Origin of the sequence: Streptomyces hainanensis, assembly GCF_004348415.1 — a bacterium.
GTDB classification, from domain to species: Bacteria; Actinomycetota; Actinomycetes; order Streptomycetales; family Streptomycetaceae; genus Streptomyces; species Streptomyces hainanensis.
The window spans coordinates 1-18,845 of record NZ_SMKI01000096.1; the positions used below are offsets into that span (position 1 = coordinate 1).

Here is an 18,845-nt window from a genome sequence, read left to right on the forward strand (position 1 = left end):
CCCTCCCCGCCCGCGCCTGGTACGCCCACTCCGACGCCGCCCGCCTCTCGCTCAACGGCGCCTGGGCCTTCCGGCTCTCCGCCACCGCCGAGGGCGCCGACACCGGTTTCGTCGCGGACGACGCCGACACCACGGGCTGGTCGGAGGTGGCCGTGCCGGGGCACTGGGCGCTCCAGGGCCACGGCGCGCCGGCCTACACGAACGTGAAGTACCCGTTCCCCGTCGACCCGCCGCGGGTGCCCACCGAGAACCCGACCGGTGACCACCGTCGCGTCTTCGACCTGCCGGCCGACTGGCCCGCCGACGGCGGGACCGTGCTGCGCTTCGACGGCGTGGAGTCCTGCGCCCGGGTCTGGCTGAACGGCCACGAGCTCGGCACCTTCCAGGGCAGCCGGCTGCCGCACGAGTTCGCCGTCGGCCCGCTGCTGCGGCCACGCGGCAACGTGCTGGCCGTCCGGGTGCACCAGTGGTCGGCCGGCAGCTACCTGGAGGACCAGGACATGTGGTGGCTGGCCGGCATCTTCCGGGAGGTCACCCTGCTGCACCGGCCGGCGCTCTCCCCCGCCGACTTCTTCGTGCACGCCGGCTACGACCACACCACCGGACTCGGCACCCTCCGGGTGGAGTCCGACCAGCCCGGGCGGGTCACCGTCCCCGAGCTCGGCCTCGACCTCGCCACCGGCGAGGAGGCCACCGTCGCCGTCGAGCCCTGGAGCGCCGAGACCCCGCGCCTCTACGGCGGCGAACTGGCCACCGAGGGCGAGCGGATCCCGCTGCGGGTCGGCTTCCGCACCGTGGGCGTCCGGGACGGCCTGTTCCGCGCCAACGGCCGGCGCGTGCTGTTCCGTGGCGTCAACCGGCACGAGTTCCACCCCGACCACGGCCGGGCGGTCGACCTGGAGACCATGCGGCAGGACGTCCTGCTGATGAAGCGGCACAACATCAACGCCGTGCGCACCAGCCACTATCCGCCGCATCCGGCCTTCCTCGACCTGTGCGACGAGTACGGACTGTGGGTCATCGACGAGTGCGACCTGGAGACCCACGGCTTCGCCGAGGTCGGCTGGCGGCGCAACCCCGTCGCCGACGAGAGCTTCACCCCGGCCCTGGTCGACCGCGCCCGCCGCATGGTCGAGCGGGACAAGAACCATCCCTCGGTGGTGATCTGGTCGCTGGGCAACGAGTCGGGCTCCGGTGCCGGCCTCGGCGCCATGGCCGAGTGGATCCGGGAGCGCAACCCGTCGCGTGCCCTGCACTACGAGCACGACCACGACTTCCCGCACAGCGACTTCTTCTCCCGGATGTACGCGCCGCACGAGGAGGTCGAACGGATCGGCCGCCGCGAGGAGGAGCCGCTGTCCGACCCCGAGTTGGACGCGCACCGCCGCTCGCTGCCGTTCCTGCTCTGCGAGTACGGGCACGCCATGGGCAACGGTCCCGGCGGGCTCGCCGACTACCAGCGGCTGTTCGAGACCTACGAGCGGACCCAGGGCGGCTTCGTCTGGGAGTGGATCGACCACGGGCTGCCCAAGCGCACCCCGGACGGCCGGGCCTACTACGGCTACGGCGGCGACTTCGGCGAGGAGCTGCACGACGGCAACTTCGTCTGCGACGGGTTGCTCTTCCCCGACCGCACGCCCTCGCCGGGACTGATCGAGTTCAAGAAGGTCATCGAGCCGGTCCGGATCACCGGCGAGGCCGGCGCCGACACGGTCACCGTCGTCAACGGCCACGACATCGCCGGCCTCGACCACCTTGCCTTCACGTGGGCCTACGAGGTCGAGGGCGAGGCCGTGGCGAGCGGAGAGCTCGCCGTGCCGCCGCTCGCCGCCGGCGAGTCCGCCACGGTCGGACTCCCGGCCGCCCCGGCCGACGCCCCGGCGGGCGAGGCCGTCTGGACGGTGCGCGCCGTGCTCGCCGCCGACACCGCCTGGGCGCCCGGCGGCCACGAGGTGGCCTGGGGGCAGCTGACCGCCGGCGCGGCGCCGCGCCGCTCCCCCGCCGGGCCGGCCGCCGCGCCGGACCGGGCCGCCGACACGATCCGGCTGGGCCCCGGCCGCTTCGACCCGGCCACCGGCGCCCTTCTGGGAATCGGCGGCCTCACCCTGCCCGAGGGGCCGCGACTCGACGTGTGGCGTGCCCCCACCGACAACGACCTGGGCGCCTCCTGGCAGCTCCAGTCGCGCTTCGGCGTGATCTGGCACCGGCTCGGGCTGAACCGGATGCGGCACCGGATCGACGCGGTGGAGGCCGCGGAGGACGCGCTGCTCGTCCGCACCAGGGTGGCGCCCGCGGCCACCGACCTGGCGCTGCTCACCGACTACCGCTGGACGGCGACGGGGGACGAGCTGCGGCTGACGGTCTCCGTCACCCCGGAGGGCGACTGGCCCTGCCCGCTGGCCCGGCTCGGGCTGCGGCTCGGCCTGCCGGCCGGCCTCGGCCAGGCGGAGTGGTTCGGCGGCGGCCCCGGCGAGGCGTACCCGGACACCACGCGCGCCGCCGCGCTCGGCCGCTACCGGATGGCGGTGGACGCGTTGCAGACGCCCTACGTCCGGCCCCAGGAGAACGGCGCCCGCGCCGACGTGCGCTGGGCCGAACTGCGCGACGCGGCCGGCGCCGGCCTGCGGGTCACGGCCGACCCGGCGCCGTTCTGGTTCACCGCCCGCCGCTGGACCAGCCAGCAGTTGGACGCGGCGGAACACACCACGGACCTGGCGCCCGGCGACACCGTCTGGGTCAACCTGGACCACGGCCAGCACGGCATCGGCAGCCAGTCCTGCGGTCCCGGCCCGCTGCGGAAGTACTACCTCGACGTCGAACCGGCGGAGTTCTCGCTGGTCTTCACCGAGCTCTCGGCCGGCTGACGGCGCCGGTCGGGCCCGCCGGCGCGCCGGCGGGCCCGACCGGGCTCAGCCCTTGACGCCCACGCCGCAGTAGAAGCCGAGGCCACGCAGCATCGGGTCGTCAGGGACCGGGGCCTCGGGGGCCCAGAACGGCGGCTGCACCAGGCCGGGTTCGAGCAGCTCGAACCCGTCGTAGAAGGCGGCGACCCGCTCGCGCGGGCGCAGCGTCACGCCGGCGGTGGCGTTCCTGTAGACGTCCCGCACGGCGGCGAGCTGCTCGGCGTCGTGGAAGTCGGTGGTGCCGTGGCTGAGCACCAGGTGGCTGCCGGGCGGCAGCGCGTCGGTCAGGGCGCGCACGATGCCGACCGGGTCCTCGGCGTCGTCGATGAAGTGCAGGATCGCCACCAGCAGCAGCGCGACCGGCTGGTCGAAGTCGATGAGGTCGGCGACCGCCGGGTGGCGCAGCAGCGCCTCGGGGTCGCGCAGGTCGGCGAGGACGAACCCGGCGTTGCCCTCGTTGGTGAGCTTGGCACCGGCGTAGGCGGAGACGATCGGGTCGTTGTCGACGTAGGCGATCCGCACGTCGGGCGCCAGGGACCTGGCCACCTCGTGGGTGTTGGGCGAGGTGGGGATGCCGGTGCCGATGTCGATGATCTGCCGGACCCCGCGGGCCACCACGGCCCGGGTGGCGCGGTGCATGAAGGACCGGTTCTCCCGCGCGGCCAGCCGGATGTCGGGCAGCAGCCCGATGACCGCCTCGGCGGCGGTGCGGTCGACCTCGTAGTTGTCCTGACCCCCCAGGTAGTAGTCGTACATCCGGGCCGGGTGCGGCCGGCTGGTGTCTATCTGCTCGGCGGAAAAGCCCTCTTCGCCCACACCATGCTCCGTGTCGTCGGGTGTCGTCTCGTCCCCCCAGCCGCGGTGCCCGCGCCCCCCGTGCGCGGACACCGCGGCTCATCTCCCACCGGTGATCACACCAGCAGGAAGTCGGCCTCGCCGGACTTCACGCCCTCGATGAACCGCTCGATCTCGTGCCGCGAGCAGATCAACGCCGGCCCGTCCGGGTCGGTGGACTGGCGGATGGCCACCCGGCCGTCCCCCAGCAGCATCGCCTCCACACAGCTGCCACCGTTCCCCCCGCTCCAGGGCTTCCGCCACCCGTCCTTGCCGAGTTGGGTCGCGGGCATGCCGTTGTAAATGCGATCCATGGTTCAGATCTCCTTGCGAATCTCACCGAGGATGGCCTCGGTGCGGTGCACCGGCGCGGCTTGCGCGCACATCCGGTCCAGCGCCTCCCGGAAGGCCGAGACGTCGTCGCGCTGGTCGAAGTAGTGGGCCCCGACCAGGCTCTCCGCGCACGCGACGTCGGGCAGCTCGGGCAGCGGGAACCGGAACAGGTGGAACGGCCCGTACATCGCGGGGTGCAGACCGGCGGAGAACGACATGACCTGGAGCCGCACCTGCGGGTTGGCGGCCGCCTCGACCAGCCGGGCGACCTGGGCGCGCATCACGTTGGGGCGGCCGATGGGGCGACGCAGCACCGTCTCGTCGACGACGATCCACAGCAGCGGCGGCCGGGCCCGGGACAGCACCTCCTGACGGGCCAGCCGCAGCGCCACCAGGCGCTCGATCTCGGTGGCCGGCGCGTGCGGCATGCCGGCGCGCAGCACGGCGGTGGCGTAGGCCTCCGTCTGCAACAGGCCGGGAACGTAGTGGGGTTCGTAGGCACGGATCTGGTCGGCCTCGGACTCGAGGCTGACGAAGGCGCTGAACCAGTCGGGCAGGACGTCGCGGTAACGGTGCCACCAGCCGGGCTGGTTCGCCTCCCGCACCAGGACGAGGAAGCGGTCGATCTCGTCCTGCTCGGAGAGGCCGTAGATCCGGAGCAGCTTCTCGACGTAGGGCACCTTGAGGCCGACCTGGGCCTTCTCCATCCGGCGGATGGTGGCGTGGGTGACGTCCAGGGCGCGGGCCGCGTGCTCGAAGGAGAGGCCGGCCGTCTCGCGCAGGTCCTGGAGGCGCTTGCCGAGCACGAGCCGGAGGGCGGTGGCCGCCCCGCTCGCCTGTCCACCCAACACCCGGGCCACCCCTTCAACTACCGCCGTCGCCAAAGAAGTCTGCCACGCGTGCAGCGAACGCAACAGAGTGATACCAACTCTTCTGTAATTTGCAGGATGCCTCTTGCCGGATGAGAGGCGCACCCGCACAGTAGAACGGTGGCTTCCTACTCGCGCGCCCAGTCCGTGGAGCGCCATGCCAGCGCCGCGCCGCAGCGCGGCCACGTCCGGTTCCACCTGCCGGCCGTCGAGACCTCGCCGGCCGAGGCGCGAAGACGCGCCCGTCACCAGCTCCTCGAGTGGCACACGCCGCTGGAGACCTGCGACAACGCCCAGTTGGTCATCTCGGAGCTGGTGACCAACGCGCTGCGGCACACCGACAGCGCGTCGGTCGGCTGCGAGCTCGAACTCCTCGGCGGCCTGCTGCGGGTGGCGGTCGCCAGCGAGGGCCGGGGCCCCCGCCACACGCCGACCGTCGCCGGCCCGCAGGACGAGGGCGGGCGCGGCCTGCTGCTGGTCTGCGCGCTGGCGAGTGTCTGGGGCGTGCGGCCCCGTGACGCCGGCCGGGGCCATGTCGTCTGGGCCGACCTGCCGCTCGTGTCGGCCGCCTGACCGGCCGCGAGGCGCCCCGCACCGAACTCCGCACCGAACTCCGGGCCGACCTCCGGGCCGGGATCCCGGCCGGCGCCTGGCGCGTCACCCGCCTCAGGCCGCCCGGATGAGGTCGGTCGTGGCCATCGCGCGCAGGTGCCGGAAGCCACTGGCCGCGATGACCAGCGCCAGCACCCCGCAGGACACGGTGAACGCGTAGCCCCAGCGGGCCCCGTGCGCCTCGATGACCAGGCCGGCCACCAGTACGCCGAGCGCCTTGCCGAGCCCCACCGCGGTGGCCATCCAGGTCATGCCCTCGGTCAGCGTCTCGGCCGGCACGCCCTCGCGCACCAGGCTGTACGCGGCGATCACGGTGGGCGCGATCAGGAAGCCGGAGAAGACGGAGAACGCCCACAGCGCGCCCACCCCCGGCATGGCCCACAGCGGGCCGATTCCGGCCACCACCGCCGTCAGCGCCAGCAGGAAGCGGCGGTCGAGCGGGAGTCGCCAGTGCCGCGCGCCGTACCAGAGGCCCCCGACCCCGCTGCCCAGGGCGTAGGTGGCCATGACCGCGCCGATCATCCAGGTGCTGCCGTACTCGTCCACGAACGCGATGGTGCTCAGCTCCCAGCCGGCGAACATCCCGGCGACGCAGAGGTACGCGGCGCACATCAGCCGCAGCCCCGGCACCGCGAGAGCCCGGCCGCCGCCGGTGCGGACGGGCAGCACGGGCGGTTCGGTGCGCCGCTGGGCGGCCAGCAGCAGGCTGCCGACCAGGCCGAAGAGGGAGACGGCGAGCACCCCGGCGGCGGGGTGGACCAGGACGACGGCCGAGGCCAGCAGCGGGCCGACGACGAAGATCATCTCGTCGAGCACCGACTCGAAGGAGTACGAGGACCGCAGCAGCGTGCCGCTGGGATCGCCCCCGGCCAGATGGCTCCAGCGGGCGCGGACCATGGCGCCCAGCGGCGGCATCGAGGCGCCGAAGAGCGCGCCGGTGACGAACAGCAGCCAGATCGGCGCGTCCAGCTGGGCGGCGAGTACGAAGAGGGTTCCGGCCGCCCCGAAGACCAGCCCCAGTGGGCGCAGCACCCTGCGCTGGCCGAGGCGGTCGATGGTGTAGCCGAGTTGGGGGACGAGGAAGGCGAAGCAGAGCGCGCCGGCGGCGGAGACGGCGCCGGCCGTCGCGTAGCTGCCGGTCACGTCGGTGACCAGGAAGACCGTGGCCAGCGAGAGCATGGCCATCGGCATCCGGCCGATCAGGCTCGCCGTGACGAAACCTCCGACCCCAGGCACAAGGAAAATGTCCCGATATATCCGCAACCCCGCGGAAGATGGCTCCATGTCGAGTGATCATGCCGGTCCCCCCGCCCCGACGACATGGGATTTTGCGTCGCGCGGGGAGCGCCGTCGGACGACGGCACCGACCACCCGTCCGGCGGCTTTACTCTTCCTTTAAGCTCACTTTGGTTCTCTTTACCGAAGCAAGCGGCTGAAGCCGACCCAAGACCGGAGGAACAGTGGACGTCTCGTTTGGCATGTGGGCGCTCACCGTGGTGGTGCTCTGCGCACTCATCGCGGTGGACTTCTTCTTTGGGCGCAAGCCCCATGAGGTGTCCATGAAGGAAGCCGGCACCTGGACCATCATCTGGGTGCTCCTGGCCGTTCTGTTCGGCCTCGGGCTGATGATCTTCGAAGGCGGCACACCCTCCGGCGAGTTCTTCGCCGGCTACATCACCGAGAAGTCGTTGAGCGTGGACAACCTCTTCGTCTTCGTGCTGATCATGACCAAGTTCGCGGTGCCCGCGCAGTACCAGGCCCGGGTGCTGCTGATCGGCGTGCTGATCGCGCTGGTGCTGCGCGCCGCCTTCATCGCGGCGGGCGCGGCGATGATCTCGACCTTCTCCTGGGTCTTCTACATCTTCGGCGCCTTCCTCATCTGGACCGCCTGGAAGTTGATCAAGGAGGCGCGCAGCGACGAGGAGGAAGAGGAGTACGAAGAGAACCGTTTCCTCAAGATGGTGGAGCGGCGGTTCCCGACCACCGACCGGTACCACGGCACCAAGCTCTTCATCCGGGAGAACGGCCGCCGGCTGATCACCCCGATGCTGATCGTGATGCTGGCGATCGGCAGCACGGACATCCTGTTCGCGCTCGACTCCATCCCGGCCATCTTCGGCCTCACCGACGACCCCTACATCGTCTTCACGGCCAACGCCTTCGCGCTGATGGGCCTGCGCCAGCTGTACTTCCTGATCGGCGGCCTGCTGCAGAAGCTGGTCCACCTCTCCTACGGCCTGTCCATCATCCTCGGCTTCATCGGCGTCAAGCTCGTGCTGCACGCGCTGCACGAGTCGGGCGTCCACGTGCCGGTGATCAGCACCGCGGTCTCGCTCGGGGTCATCGTCACGGTGCTCGCGGTGACCACCATCACCAGCCTCTACGCGTCGTCGCGTGCCAAGGACGCCGATGAGAACGAGCCGGCGGAGAGCAAGGGCACCTCGTCCTGACGCCGGTCGCCCGGTCTTCGGTACCGTGGCGGATCGAGCACCCCCCGGGGCCCTGGAACACCAGGGCCCCGGGGAGCGTTGTATCTGACGTCACGCGCCACACCCACGGTGTGGACGGGAGGAAGCCCATGAGCAGGGAGTCCGCCGGCCAGGAAGAGCCGCACGGCGGCGAGCCGGAGCGCGAGGAGTGGGACGACCTCGTGCTCGACGAGAGCTTTGTGCGCGAGGCCGAGGTCAAGGAGCCCTCGGCGCGGACCAGGATGCTCAACGAGCGGTGGAAGCACGAGGCACCGACGCCGCAGCCCTGGCGCTCGGACGAGCCGCCGGCGGGCTGGATATTCGGCTCGGGCCGGCGGCGGCAGCGCCCCCGACGCCCGGGCAAACGCCGCTGGTTCCGCAGGAAGGGCAAGGACGACGGCGGAGAGTGAGGTGAAGCGCACCTCACGCGACATCCGCACGGCCAACCGTTACCACCTGCTTCGGCAGGCCATCGCCGACTCCCCGGTGTCCAGAGCCGCGCTGGCCGAGGCCACCGGCCTCAGTCCTGCCACGGTCGCCACCCTCGTCGGCGAGCTGATCGAGCTCGGCATGCTGGTGGAGGCCGGCTTCGAGGACTCGGGGGGCGGCCGACCGCGTGGTCTGCTCGCGGTCAACGCGGGCGGCGGGGCGCTGATCGGCGTCGACGTCGCCGAGACCTATGTGCACGTCGAGGTCGTCGACCTGGCGCTGCGGGTGCTGGGCCGCGCCCACGAGGAGCTGGCCCCCGAGGACGGCGCCCCGGCCCGGCTGGTGCGCCGCATCGCCGGGGCCGTGCGCGTCGCCACCGGGCGGGCGGCGGCCGAGGGACGCGTGCTCGGCGCGGGGATCAGCATGCCCGGGATGGTGGACCGGGAGGGCGGGGTCTCCGTCTTCGCGGCCAACTGGGACTGGCGCGAGGTGCCGCTGCTCGCCCTGCTCGCCGAGCATCTCCCCCACCGGCTCTACCTCGACAACCCGATGCGCGCCTGCATGGTCGCGGAGCTGTGGTTCGGCGCCGCGCGCGGCCGGGAGGACGCCGTGGTCGTCAACCTCGGCACCGGCGTCGGCACCGGCCTGGCCATCGGCGGCGCGCTGCACCGCGGGGTCTCCAACAGCGCCGGCGAGTGGGGCCACACGACCCTGGTGCTCGACGGCCGGCCCTGCCACTGCGGCCGCCGCGGCTGCGTCGAGACCTATGTCGGCGCCCCGGGCATCATGCGCACCCTCCGCGAACTCGATCCACGCAGCCCGCTGCTGGTCGGGGGCGACCAGACCGCCACCGTCGCGGCGCTGGCCGACGCCCTGGACCGGGGCGACCCGACCGCCACGGCGGTGCTGCGGCGGACCGCCGACTGCCTCGGCGCCGCCGTCGGAGACCTGGTCAACCTGCTCGACCCCGAGGTGATCGTGCTGACCGGCTGGGTCACCCGGCGGCTCGGCGACCGGCTACTCGACGCGGTGCGCGGGGCCGTCGCCTGGCACGCGCTGCCGCGGCCCTCGGCGGGCGCGGAGATCGTGCTCAGCCCGATCGGCGCCAACCCGGTGAGCCTTGGGGCCGCCACCTTCGCCCTGGAGGGCGCGCTGGCCTCGAACGGGCGGGCCGGGGGCTGACGTTCACCGGTCAGGCCCTGTCCGGGCCTAGACTGCGGTCCGCATGGCAAACGTTTTCCGTACCGAGGAGGGCCGCCATGGAGTCGGCGACCACGGGCACGTTCCGGCCGCACGCCGTCGACACCGGCCCGCCACCGCGGAGCCAGGGGCCGCCCCTGCTGCTGGTGCACGGCTGGGGTGGGGACGCCGGGGACTGGGCGCCGCTGCTGCCCCTGCTCGGGCCGTACCACCGGGTGTGGGCACCCGATCTGCCGGGACACGGCCGGACCCCGGCCAGGACCGGGCGCCACGCGCCGCGCGCGGTGGCGGCCGACCTGGCCGGCTGGCTGCGGGCGTCGGGCACCGGCCCGGTGGTCGCGGTGGGGCACTCCATGGGTGGCCAGGTGGTCACGGCGCTGGCGGTCGAACACCCGGAACTGGTGCGCTCCGTGGTGCCCGTCGCCGCCGCCTACGGCGCGGACGAGGACGAGATCCGCCGGCTGCCCGCCGAGCAGGCGGCGCTGCGCCGCGAGGGGGCGGACTGGGCGGTCGGCTTCGTGCGTCGCGCGTTCACCGCGACCGGCCCGGCCCGGCTGCGGGAGCGGCACGAGCGGCTGATGGCCGCGATGGACCCCGCGGTGCTGATCGACTACCGGGAGGCCATGTACCTGACGTCCGACGCCTTCGGGCCCCGCCCGGCGGCCGAGGCGTATCTGCGGCGCCGGGGCCAGCCCACGCTCGCCGTGCACAACTCGCCGGCGGCGGCCGCCTGGGAGCGTGGCACACTGCGCGACCCGCGCTCCCGCGTGGTGCTCTGGGAGGGGCTCGGCCACTACCCGCACGAGGAACGCCCGGCCGAGCTGGCCGAGCTGCTCCTCGCGTGGTGCCGGACCGACTGACGTCGCGCGGGACCTGCGGGACCGCCCTGGCGGAGGCGTAGGGCGGCGCCTATGCTCGCTCGCATGCGATCCGTCCACTGGCACGCCGTCACTCCGCCGCCAGCCGCCCACTGAGGGCGCGCGGCATCTGATGCGCTCGCCGGGCCGGCCCACCTGCCCGCCCGGCTCCCCGGTCCGCCCGCGGCTCCGCCGTGCCCGGCCGGTTCTCGGCGCGCCCTCCCGCTGATCTCCCCCGTCGGATCTCACCGGAGTTGGACGCGTCTGCCCATGAACACCCCTTCCTTCCGCTCTTCCCGCGCGACCTCGTCGCGCTCCTCTCCCACCCCCGCCACGAAGCCGACCTCGGCCCGGCGGGACACCGCGGGACCGCTCCTGATCCTCGCCGCCAGCGCCCTGTGGGGCACCACCGGCACGGTGGCGAGTCTCGCGCCGGAAGGCGCCTCGTCACTGTCCATCGGGGCCGCCACCATGGGCTTCGGCGGGCTGCTGACGGTCGCCATCGCCGGCCGGAGCCCGCTCGCCGTGCTGCGCGGCGGCGGCACCGTGCCGCTCCTCGCCGTGCTGGGCGCGCTCGGCGTGGTCGTCTATCCACTGGCCTTCTACACCTCGATGGCCTGGGCCGGGGTGGCCGTCGGGACGGTGGTCAGCATCGGCAGCGCCCCGGTGTTCGCGGCGCTCCTCGAACGGCTGCTGGACGGCGTCCGGTTGACCCGGCGCTGGCTGACGGCCACCGGGGCGGCCGCCGTCGGCTGCGCGCTGCTGGTGCTCGCCGCGCACGACGGCACCGCGGGTGACCGGGCGCCGGCCGGGGTGGCGCTCGGCCTGTTGGCCGGCGCGGGTTACGCCGGCTACACCTACTGCGCGGCGGGGATCATCCGGCGCGGCCATCCCTCGCGTGGTGCGATGGGCGCCCTGTTCGGCCTGGCGGCCCTGGTGCTGCTGCCGGTGTTCGCGGCCACCGGCGGGCCGCTGACCGGCAGCGGGCGCGGCCTCGCGGTGGTCGCCTATCTGGCGCTGATACCGATGTGCCTGGCGTACGTGCTGTTCGGCGCCGGGCTCGTCCGGGTGACGGCCGGCACCGCGACCACGTTGACGCTCTTCGAGCCGGTGGTGGCCGCGGTGCTCGGTGTGCTGGTCGTGGGCGAGCGGCTCGGCGCGCCCGCCTGGGCCGGGGTCGGCCTCGTCGTCGGGGGGCTGCTGGTCCTGACGGTCAGGCGGCGCTGACGACGGGCCACCGGCCGGGCCGGTGGTTCAGACCGTGGTCCGCCGGAACTGCTGGTGGGCCGCGGTCGTCGAGCACGTGTACTGGATCAGGCGGGCGCCGTCGGCGGTCGACTCGTCGGAGACGTCCAGGCACAGGCCACTGTGCCCGGCGGCGATCCTGACGTGGCCGTCGCCGGTGTCCGTCAGCCGCCACTGCTGCTCGGCGCCCGCGCCGCAGGCGGCCTGCACCACCGCGGCCCCGGCGGCCGTCGAACCATGGGAGACGGCCAGGCAGAGCGAGCTGTGCCGGGTGACCAGCTGGACGTGGCCGCCCCCGGCGTCACGCGGCCAGAAGCGCTGGTTGCCGCCGCCGTTGCAGGGATACTGGGCCAACTGCTGCCCGACGGCGTGCGACTGGCTGGGGATGTCCAGGCATCTGCCCGAGTGCCTCGCGGTCAGCGTCTGGTACGGGCCGCCGGCGGCGCGCACCGTGCCCGCCGCGGCGTCGACGGTCAGCTCGGGCGCCCAACCCATGCTCAGCGAACGGCTGTCGGGGAAGCTGAGCGGCAGCCAGACATAGCGCGAGTCGTTGACCCGGCCGCCGAAGGAGTTGCCCCAACGGTCGCCGAGGTACAGGTACGAGGTGCCCGCGGTGCCCTGGATCTGGAGGACGAAGGCGGTCTGCGAGCCGAAGGCCGTGCCGTCGCCGACGTTCCGCATCGCGCTCCACCCACCGGCCAGGCTGGTCGAGGTGGCGTACTGCTGCTGGTTGGGGGACCACCCGGTGGCGCCCGAGGTGAGCATGAAGTAGACGCCGTCGCGCTTGAACAACGCGGGCGCCTCCCGGTGGCCGCCGGGCCACGGGTTGGCCACCAGGCTCTCGACGGCCGTGTAGTCCGGGGTGAGCCGGTAGACGTGCAGGTCGTAGTTCTCGCGGGCGGCGGAGACCATGTAGCCGGTGCCGTCGTCGTCCACGAAGGCGGTGATGTCCCGGGACATGTGGCCGAGCGGCCGGAAGCTGCCCCGCCAGGTGTAGTCGCCGTCCACGGTGTCGGAGACGGCGACGGCGGCCCTGGCCTCGCTGTAGTCCGTGGCGCTCTCCTTGTGCATCCACATCACGAACTGCCCGGTCGCCCGGTTGTGGACGACCTTGGGGCGCTCGATGTTGGCGGACTGGAGCTCGGGGTGGGTGCTCTGGGTCAACACGTGGTTGCGGAACTCCCAGTTCCGCAGGTCGGTCGAGCGGTAGGCGGAGACGTAGCGGAACGCGTTGCTGTCCACCTGCCGGTTCTCGCCGAACCAGTAGTAGTACTGACCCACCTTGAGGACGCCGCCGCCGTGGGCGTGCACGGGGTCGCCGTTGGGGTCGGTGAACTGGGTGCCGTTGAGCACGGTGACCGGCGCGGCGTGGGCCGGCGGCGCGGTCAACAGGGGGGCCAGCAGGCCGAGGACGAGCGCCGTCGCGAGCGTCCAGAGGGTACGCAGCACACGCGGAGTTGGCATGCCCACAACGCTAGGAGGCGGGCGGGCGAACGGGAGTCCCCCGGCGGCTTCGACAACTTTCGAAAGCGTTCGCCACCCGGCGAACGGCGGTGAACGGCGGTGAGCGGCGGTGGACTTCACAGTCGGGCGACCCGCCCCTAACGTAGGAAGCGCTTGCTACCGGGTCGGTGACGCGCCGGGCCGACGCCGGAACCCGAAACTTTCACGGCGCGCCCGAGCGGCACAGGGCGAAAGGGGAGATCCCATGGTCCGTCCCTCAGGCGCCGGTGGCCCCACCCTGGCCGTGGTCGCCAGGGAGGCCGGTGTCTCCGTCCCCACCGCGTCCAAGGTGGCCAACGGCCGGGAGGACGTGGCGCCGGAGACCCGCCGCCGGGTCACCGAGGTGCTCGACCGGCTCGGTTACGTGCGCCGACCGCGGTTCGCCGCCGACCGGCCGCCGGCCCTGATCGACCTGGTGGTGCACCGGCTCGACGCGCCCTGGTCGGGCGCGGTGCTGCACGGCGTGGAGGAGGCGGCGCACGACGCCGGCATCGGGGTGGTGGTCTCGGCCGCCCTGGTCAGGACCCGCGGCGGGCGTCCCGAGCTCGGCTGGCTCGACAAGCTGGGCGCCCGCGGCACGGCGGGGGTGCTGTTCAACCTGGCGGAGCTCAACACCACCCAGTACTCCTGGCTGGAACAGCACCGGATCCCCTACGTGATGATCGACCCGGTACTCGATCCGCCGCCCGGCGTGCCCTCGGTCGGTGCGACCAACTGGCAGGGCGGGGTCAGCGCCACCGAGCACCTGATCCGCCTCGGGCACCGGCGGATCGCGGTGATCGGCGGCTACCGCCGCAAGATGTGCAGCGACGCCAGGATCGCCGGCTTCCGGTCGGCGATGGCGGCCGCCGGCCTTCGGGTGCCGCCCGAGCACGTGCGCCACGGCGACTTCGACGAGGTGGTGGCACACCGGCGGATGACCGAGCTGCTGGCGCTGCCGGAGCCGCCCACCGCCGTGTTCGCCTGCTCGGACCAGATGGCGCTCGGGGTGTGCCAGGCCGCGCGCGAACACGGTCTGCGGGTGCCGGACGACGTCAGCGTGGTGGGCTTCGACGACCTGCCGCAGGCCCGCTGGTCGTCCCCCGCGCTGACCACGGTGCGGCAGCCGCTGGCGGAGATGGCCGCGACCGCGCTGCGGCTGCTGCGGCGGATGATGGACGGCGACCGGCCGGAGGGGGTGCGCACCGAGCTGTCCACCCGGTTGGTGGTGCGGGAGAGCACCGCTCCGCCGGCCTGAGCGGCCGGCGGAACGGGCTGGTGGCGTGGGCCCGGGTCAGCCGCGGACGCCGAGCAGGTGGTCCATCGCCAGCTGGTCGAGCGCCTCGAACGCCATGCCGCGCGCGGCGGCCGCGTCCACGTCGAACTCCTCGAACGCGGAGCGGTCGGCGAGCAGCGTGGCGGCGGTCTCGCCGGGCTCCAGGGTGGGCGTGGCCAGCTGGTCGAGCCGGGCGGCGCGCAGCGCCTCCTGGACGGCCGGGTCGGCGCGGAACGTCGCGGCGCGCTCCCTGAGGATCAGGTAGTTCCGCATGCAGCCGGCGGCGGAGGCCCAGACGCCGTCGAAGTCCTCGGTGCGCGGCGGCTTGAAGTCGAAGTGCCGCGGGCCCTGGTAGCCGGCGGTCTCCAGCAGGTCGACCAGCCAGAAGGCGGACCGCAGGTCGCCGGCGCCGAAGCGCAGGTCCTGGTCGTACTTGATGCCGTTCTGCCCGTTGAGGTCGATGTGGAAGAGCTTGCCGGCCCACAGCGCCTGGGCGATCCCGTGCGGGAAGTTGAGCCCGGCCATCTGCTCGTGCCCGACCTCCGGGTTGACCCCGAAGAGCTCGGGGCGCTCGAGCCGCTCGATGAAGGCGAGGGCGTGCCCCACCGTCGGCAGCAGGATGTCGCCGCGCGGCTCGTTGGGCTTGGGCTCCAGGGCGAAGCGCAGGTCGTAGCCCTGCTCGACCACGTAGTCGGCCAGCAGGTCGAAGCCCTCCTTGAAGCGGTCGAGCGCGGCGCGCACGTCCTTGGCGCCGCCGGACTCGGCGCCCTCCCGGCCGCCCCAGGCCACGAAGGTCTCGGCGCCGAGCTCGGCGGCCAGGTCGATGTTGCGCAGCGTCTTGCGCAGCGCGTAACGCCGCACGTCGCGGTCGTTGGCGGTGAAGGCGCCGTCCTTGAAGACGGGGTGGGTGAAGAGGTTGGTGGTGACCATCGGGACGGTGATCCCGGTGGCGTCAAGGGCCTCGCGGAAGCGCTTGATGTGGCCCTCGCGCTCGGTCGCCGAGGAGCCGAAGGGGATCAGGTCGTCGTCGTGGAAGGTGACGCCCCAGGCACCGAGGTCGGCGAGCCGGTTGACGGACTCCACCGGGTCGAGGGCCGGGCGGGTGGCCTCGCCGAACGGGTCGCGGCCCTGCCAGCCAACCGTCCACAGGCCGAAGCTGAACTTGTCGTCGGGGGTGGGTTCGTATGACATTGCGGCTCCTCGGGTCCCCAGTATTTCGTCATGGCCGTTAACAAATTAGTATGCACTGGCCCGCGGTGGAAGCCCCCACCCGGCATCGGACCCACACCCGCACCCGCACATCCGACCCGCAGAGAGGACCGCGCTCATGGCGGCACCGGACGGACCCCTCGTCATCGGCGTGGACAGCTCCACGCAGTCCACCAAGGCGCTGGTCGTGGACAGCGCGACCGGTTCCGTGGTGGCGCGCGGCCAGGCACCACACGTGGTGACGGCCGAGCACGACAGCGACCCCGAGCAGTGGTGGACGGCGCTCACCGACGCGCTGGAACAGTGCGGCCCGGCCGCCGGCGAGGCCGCCGCCATCGCGGTGGCCGGGCAGCAGCACGGGCTGGTGACGCTGGACGCGAGCGGCCGGCCGGTGCGCAACGCGCTGCTGTGGAACGACACCCGCTCCGCGCCGCAGCGCGCGCGGCTGATCGACGAGCTCGGCGGCCCGGGCGCCTGGGCCGAGCGGGTCGGCAGCGTGCCGCCGGCCTCCTTCACGGTCACCAAGTGGGCCTGGCTGCGGGAGCACGAGCCGGCCGCGGCCGACGCCACCCGCGCGGTCCGGCTCCCCCACGACTACCTCACCGGCAAGCTGACCGGCCAGGAGGTGCGCGGCGGCACCACCGACCGCGGCGACGCCTCGGGCAGCGGCTGGTGGTCCACCGCGACCGAGTCCTACGACGAGGAGATCCTGGCCCACGTCGGCCTCGACCCGGCGCTGCTGCCCCGGGTGCTGGCGGCCGGCGAGGCGGCCGGCACCACCCGGGCCGGGCTGCCGCTGCCCGAGGGCATCCTGGTCGCCGCCGGCACGGGCGACAACATGGCCGGGGCCCTCGGGCTGGGCCTGGTGCCCGGCCGGCCGGCGCTCAGCCTGGGCACCTCGGGCACCGTCTACGCGGTCAGCGAGCGCCGCCCGACCGACGCGAGCGGCATCGTCGCCGGTTTCGCCGACGCCTGGCGCGGCTGGCTGCCGCTGGCCTGCACCCTCAACTGCACCCAGGCCGTGGACCGGATCGCGACCCTGCTCGGCCTCGACCGGGAGGCCGTGGCCCCGGGCGGCGAGGCCGTGGTGCTCCCGTTCCTCGACGGCGAGCGCACCCCGGACCTGCCCTACGCCTCCGGACTCGTGCACGGGCTGCGCCACGACACCTCGGGCGGGCAGCTGCTCCAGGCCGCCTACGACGGCGCCGTCTTCGCGCTGCTGCGCGCGCTCGAATCGGTGCTCGACGACGACGCCGACCCCGGCGAGCCGATCGTGCTGATCGGCGGCGGCGCCCGGGGCACCGCCTGGCGGGAGACGGTCCGCCGGCTCTCCGGCCGCGCGGTGCGGGTGCCGGTGGCCGACGAGTTGGTGGCGCTCGGCGCCGCCGCACAGGCCGCCGGACTGCTGCTCGGCCGCGAACCGGCGGCCGTGGCCCGGGAGTGGGACACCACGGCGGGACCGGCGTTCGAGCCGGTCGAACGGGACGACGCGGCGCTCGCCCGGCTGGCCGCCACCCTGACCGACGCCGACGCGCTGCTCCGGCGCCGCTGAAGGGTTCCGAGGATCCGCGATGGCCAAGCCCGCCCCCCAGTCGCAGGCCGAGATGCGGCAGCGCAACCTCTCCCGGGTGCTGCACGCCCTGGCGGCCGAGGGGCCGCTCTCCCGGGCGGAGGTCGCCGCCCGGATCGGGCTGACCAGGGCCGCCGTCTCCACCCTGGTGGACGAGCTGTCGCGCGGCGGCCTGCTGGTCGAGCGGGGCCCCGGCCGGTCTGGCGCGGTGGGCCGGCCCGGCACCGGGCTGCTGCTCACCGACCGGGGGCCGTGCGGGTTCGGGGCGGAGATCGGCGTCGACCACCTGGCGGTGGCCGTGATGGACCTGCGGGGTCGGGTGCGGATCCGGCTCGGCCAGGAGACGCGCAACCAGGGCGCCGAGCCGGCCGCCGTGCTGGCCACGCTGACCGGCATGCTGCGGGACGCGGCGCGCGACGCGGCCGGCGCCGGGCTGCGTCCCACGGGGCTGACGGTCGCCGTCCCCGGACTGCTCGCCCGGGACGCGGGATCGGGTCGGTCACGGCTGCTGATGGCGCCCAACCTGGGCTGGCGGGACATCGATCTGGCGGCGGGGCTGCCCACCGGCCTGGGCCCGGTCACCGTCGAGAACGAGGCCAACCTCGGCGCGCTGGCCGAACTGTGGTCGGCAGGCGGGGCCGGGGTCCAGGACAGCTTCGTGCACGTGTCGGCGGAGATCGGGATCGGCGCCGCCGTGGTGGTGGAGGGGCGGCTGTTGCGCGGCGCCCACGGTTTCGCGGGCGAGTTGGGCCACGTCCCGGTGCGTCCCGAGGGTCGCCCCTGCTCCTGTGGCGGCCGCGGCTGCCTGGAGACCTACGCGGGCGAGGAGGCGGTGCTGCGGGCGGCCGGCCTCGAACCGGGCCCCGGGGTGCGCCTCGGGGCGCTCGCCGCGCGGTGCGAGGCGGGCGACGCCGGCGCGCTGCGGGCCGTGCGGCAGGCCGGCACCGCCCTGGGCATCGCGCTGTCCGGCGCGGTCAACCTGCTCGATCCACGGCAGGTGGTGGTCGGCGGCGCGCTGGCCCGGCTGGCGCCCTGGCTGCTGGCGCCGGTGAGCCGGGAACTGGCCCGCCGCACCAGTGTGGCGGCCGGCGGGCGCAGCACCCCGGTGCCGGTGCGGGCCTCGCCACTCGGCCCCGACGGGCCGCTGCTCGGCGCCGCCGGGTTCACGGTACGCGCCGCGCTCGACGAGCCGTCCCGGCTGCTGCGCGGCTGACGGGACGTCAGTAACGGTCCGAGCGGCCGGCAATCCCGTCAGGGCCGATTTTCATCACATCGGGCGAAAACCAGGCGACCGTCCGGCGCGTCGCGCGCCCGGCGCGCACGATCACTGCGTGAACATCGCGCAGCGCACCCGCCTGGCCGGGGCCGGCGCCGCCGTGCTGCTGGCCACCGCCGGTATAGCCGGGGCCGCCGCGCCCGCGGCCGCGGCCGGCACGGCGGTCCCCGCGTCCTTCCTCGGCTGCCCGCCGGCGGCCGAGGGGACGGCCCCCCGACACGGCATCTGCCTCTGCGTCTGGTTTCCGTTACCGCCGTGGTGGCCGCCGGGCTGCCCCACCCC

17 protein-coding genes are annotated in these 18,845 nt (G+C 73.9%); 11 read left to right on the forward strand and 6 right to left on the reverse strand.

What is annotated here, in order from left to right:
* Positions 1–2,864, forward strand: a 2,864-nt coding sequence (locus tag E1283_RS11530) for a glycoside hydrolase family 2 TIM barrel-domain containing protein (protein WP_132817875.1), incomplete at its 5' end; no start/stop codon positions are given.
* A gap of 45 nt (positions 2,865–2,909) precedes the next feature.
* On the opposite strand, the gene E1283_RS11535 is transcribed toward E1283_RS11530, so the two are convergent.
* The 3 genes from E1283_RS11535 to E1283_RS11545 all read right to left on the reverse strand — a co-directional run bounded on the left by E1283_RS11535 (position 2,910) and on the right by E1283_RS11545 (position 4,921).
* Complete coding sequence (locus E1283_RS11535; protein ID WP_207930366.1) at positions 2,910–3,719, reverse strand: SAM-dependent methyltransferase; 810 nt, start codon at positions 3,717–3,719, stop codon at positions 2,910–2,912.
* A 95-nt stretch (positions 3,720–3,814) separates the two neighbouring features.
* The gene (locus E1283_RS11540) at positions 3,815–4,051 is read right to left on the reverse strand and encodes a DUF397 domain-containing protein (RefSeq protein WP_132817876.1); all 237 of its coding nucleotides are present in this window, start codon (positions 4,049–4,051) and stop codon (positions 3,815–3,817) included.
* 3 nt (positions 4,052–4,054) lie between these two features.
* Positions 4,055–4,921 carry a helix-turn-helix domain-containing protein gene (locus E1283_RS11545; protein WP_132817877.1) on the reverse strand — a complete coding sequence of 289 codons (867 nt, stop codon included), beginning with the start codon at positions 4,919–4,921 and terminating at the stop codon, positions 4,055–4,057.
* 138 nt (positions 4,922–5,059) lie between these two features.
* Here E1283_RS11545 and E1283_RS11550 point away from each other — a divergent pair, with 138 nt between their 5' ends.
* Complete coding sequence (locus E1283_RS11550; RefSeq protein ID WP_243744772.1) at positions 5,060–5,512, forward strand: ATP-binding protein; 453 nt, start codon at positions 5,060–5,062, stop codon at positions 5,510–5,512.
* Between the two features lie 93 nt (positions 5,513–5,605).
* On the opposite strand, the gene E1283_RS11555 is transcribed toward E1283_RS11550, so the two are convergent.
* Positions 5,606–6,787 (reverse strand): MFS transporter, encoded by a 1,182-nt coding sequence (locus E1283_RS11555; protein ID WP_132817878.1) that lies wholly within the window; start codon positions 6,785–6,787, stop codon positions 5,606–5,608.
* Positions 6,788–7,011: 224 nt separating this feature from the next.
* On the opposite strand from E1283_RS11555, the gene E1283_RS11560 reads away from it, so the two are divergent.
* From E1283_RS11560 to E1283_RS11580, 5 genes are all read left to right on the forward strand, one after another.
* Entirely contained in the window at positions 7,012–8,001 is a 990-nt protein-coding gene (locus E1283_RS11560) for a TerC family protein (RefSeq protein WP_132817879.1), read from the forward strand.
* Positions 8,002–8,129: 128 nt separating this feature from the next.
* Positions 8,130–8,429 (forward strand): SGM_3592 family protein, encoded by a 300-nt coding sequence (locus tag E1283_RS11565; protein WP_132817880.1) that lies wholly within the window; start codon positions 8,130–8,132, stop codon positions 8,427–8,429.
* Position 8,430: 1 nt separating this feature from the next.
* Positions 8,431–9,630, forward strand: a complete 1,200-nt coding sequence (locus tag E1283_RS11570) for an ROK family transcriptional regulator (protein ID WP_132817881.1) — start codon at positions 8,431–8,433, stop codon at positions 9,628–9,630.
* A 77-nt stretch (positions 9,631–9,707) separates the two neighbouring features.
* Positions 9,708–10,508 (forward strand): alpha/beta fold hydrolase, encoded by an 801-nt coding sequence (locus E1283_RS11575; protein WP_132817882.1) that lies wholly within the window; start codon positions 9,708–9,710, stop codon positions 10,506–10,508.
* A 267-nt stretch (positions 10,509–10,775) separates the two neighbouring features.
* Complete coding sequence (locus tag E1283_RS11580; RefSeq protein ID WP_132817883.1) at positions 10,776–11,732, forward strand: DMT family transporter; 957 nt, start codon at positions 10,776–10,778, stop codon at positions 11,730–11,732.
* Positions 11,733–11,759: 27 nt separating this feature from the next.
* Here the strand turns inward: E1283_RS11580 and E1283_RS11585 are convergent, their stop codons facing one another.
* Complete coding sequence (locus E1283_RS11585; RefSeq protein ID WP_132817884.1) at positions 11,760–13,214, reverse strand: RICIN domain-containing protein; 1,455 nt, start codon at positions 13,212–13,214, stop codon at positions 11,760–11,762.
* Between the two features lie 244 nt (positions 13,215–13,458).
* Here E1283_RS11585 and E1283_RS11590 point away from each other — a divergent pair, with 244 nt between their 5' ends.
* Positions 13,459–14,490 carry a LacI family DNA-binding transcriptional regulator gene (locus E1283_RS11590; protein WP_132817885.1) on the forward strand — a complete coding sequence of 344 codons (1,032 nt, stop codon included), beginning with the start codon at positions 13,459–13,461 and terminating at the stop codon, positions 14,488–14,490.
* Between the two features lie 36 nt (positions 14,491–14,526).
* Here the strand turns inward: E1283_RS11590 and xylA are convergent, their stop codons facing one another.
* Positions 14,527–15,699: a xylose isomerase gene (gene xylA, locus E1283_RS11595; RefSeq protein WP_132817886.1), complete on the reverse strand. Its 1,173-nt coding sequence runs from the start codon at positions 15,697–15,699 to the stop codon at positions 14,527–14,529.
* 136 nt (positions 15,700–15,835) lie between these two features.
* Between xylA and xylB the strand changes: the two genes are divergently transcribed.
* From xylB to E1283_RS11610, 3 genes are all read left to right on the forward strand, one after another.
* Positions 15,836–17,269: a xylulokinase gene (gene xylB / locus E1283_RS11600; RefSeq protein ID WP_132817887.1), complete on the forward strand. Its 1,434-nt coding sequence runs from the start codon at positions 15,836–15,838 to the stop codon at positions 17,267–17,269.
* A gap of 19 nt (positions 17,270–17,288) precedes the next feature.
* Positions 17,289–18,500, forward strand: coding sequence for an ROK family transcriptional regulator (locus E1283_RS11605; RefSeq protein ID WP_243744773.1), 1,212 nt, complete (start codon positions 17,289–17,291; stop codon positions 18,498–18,500).
* Positions 18,501–18,618: 118 nt separating this feature from the next.
* Positions 18,619–18,845: hypothetical protein (locus E1283_RS11610; protein WP_207930365.1), on the forward strand; the 227-nt coding region annotated here is incomplete at its 3' end.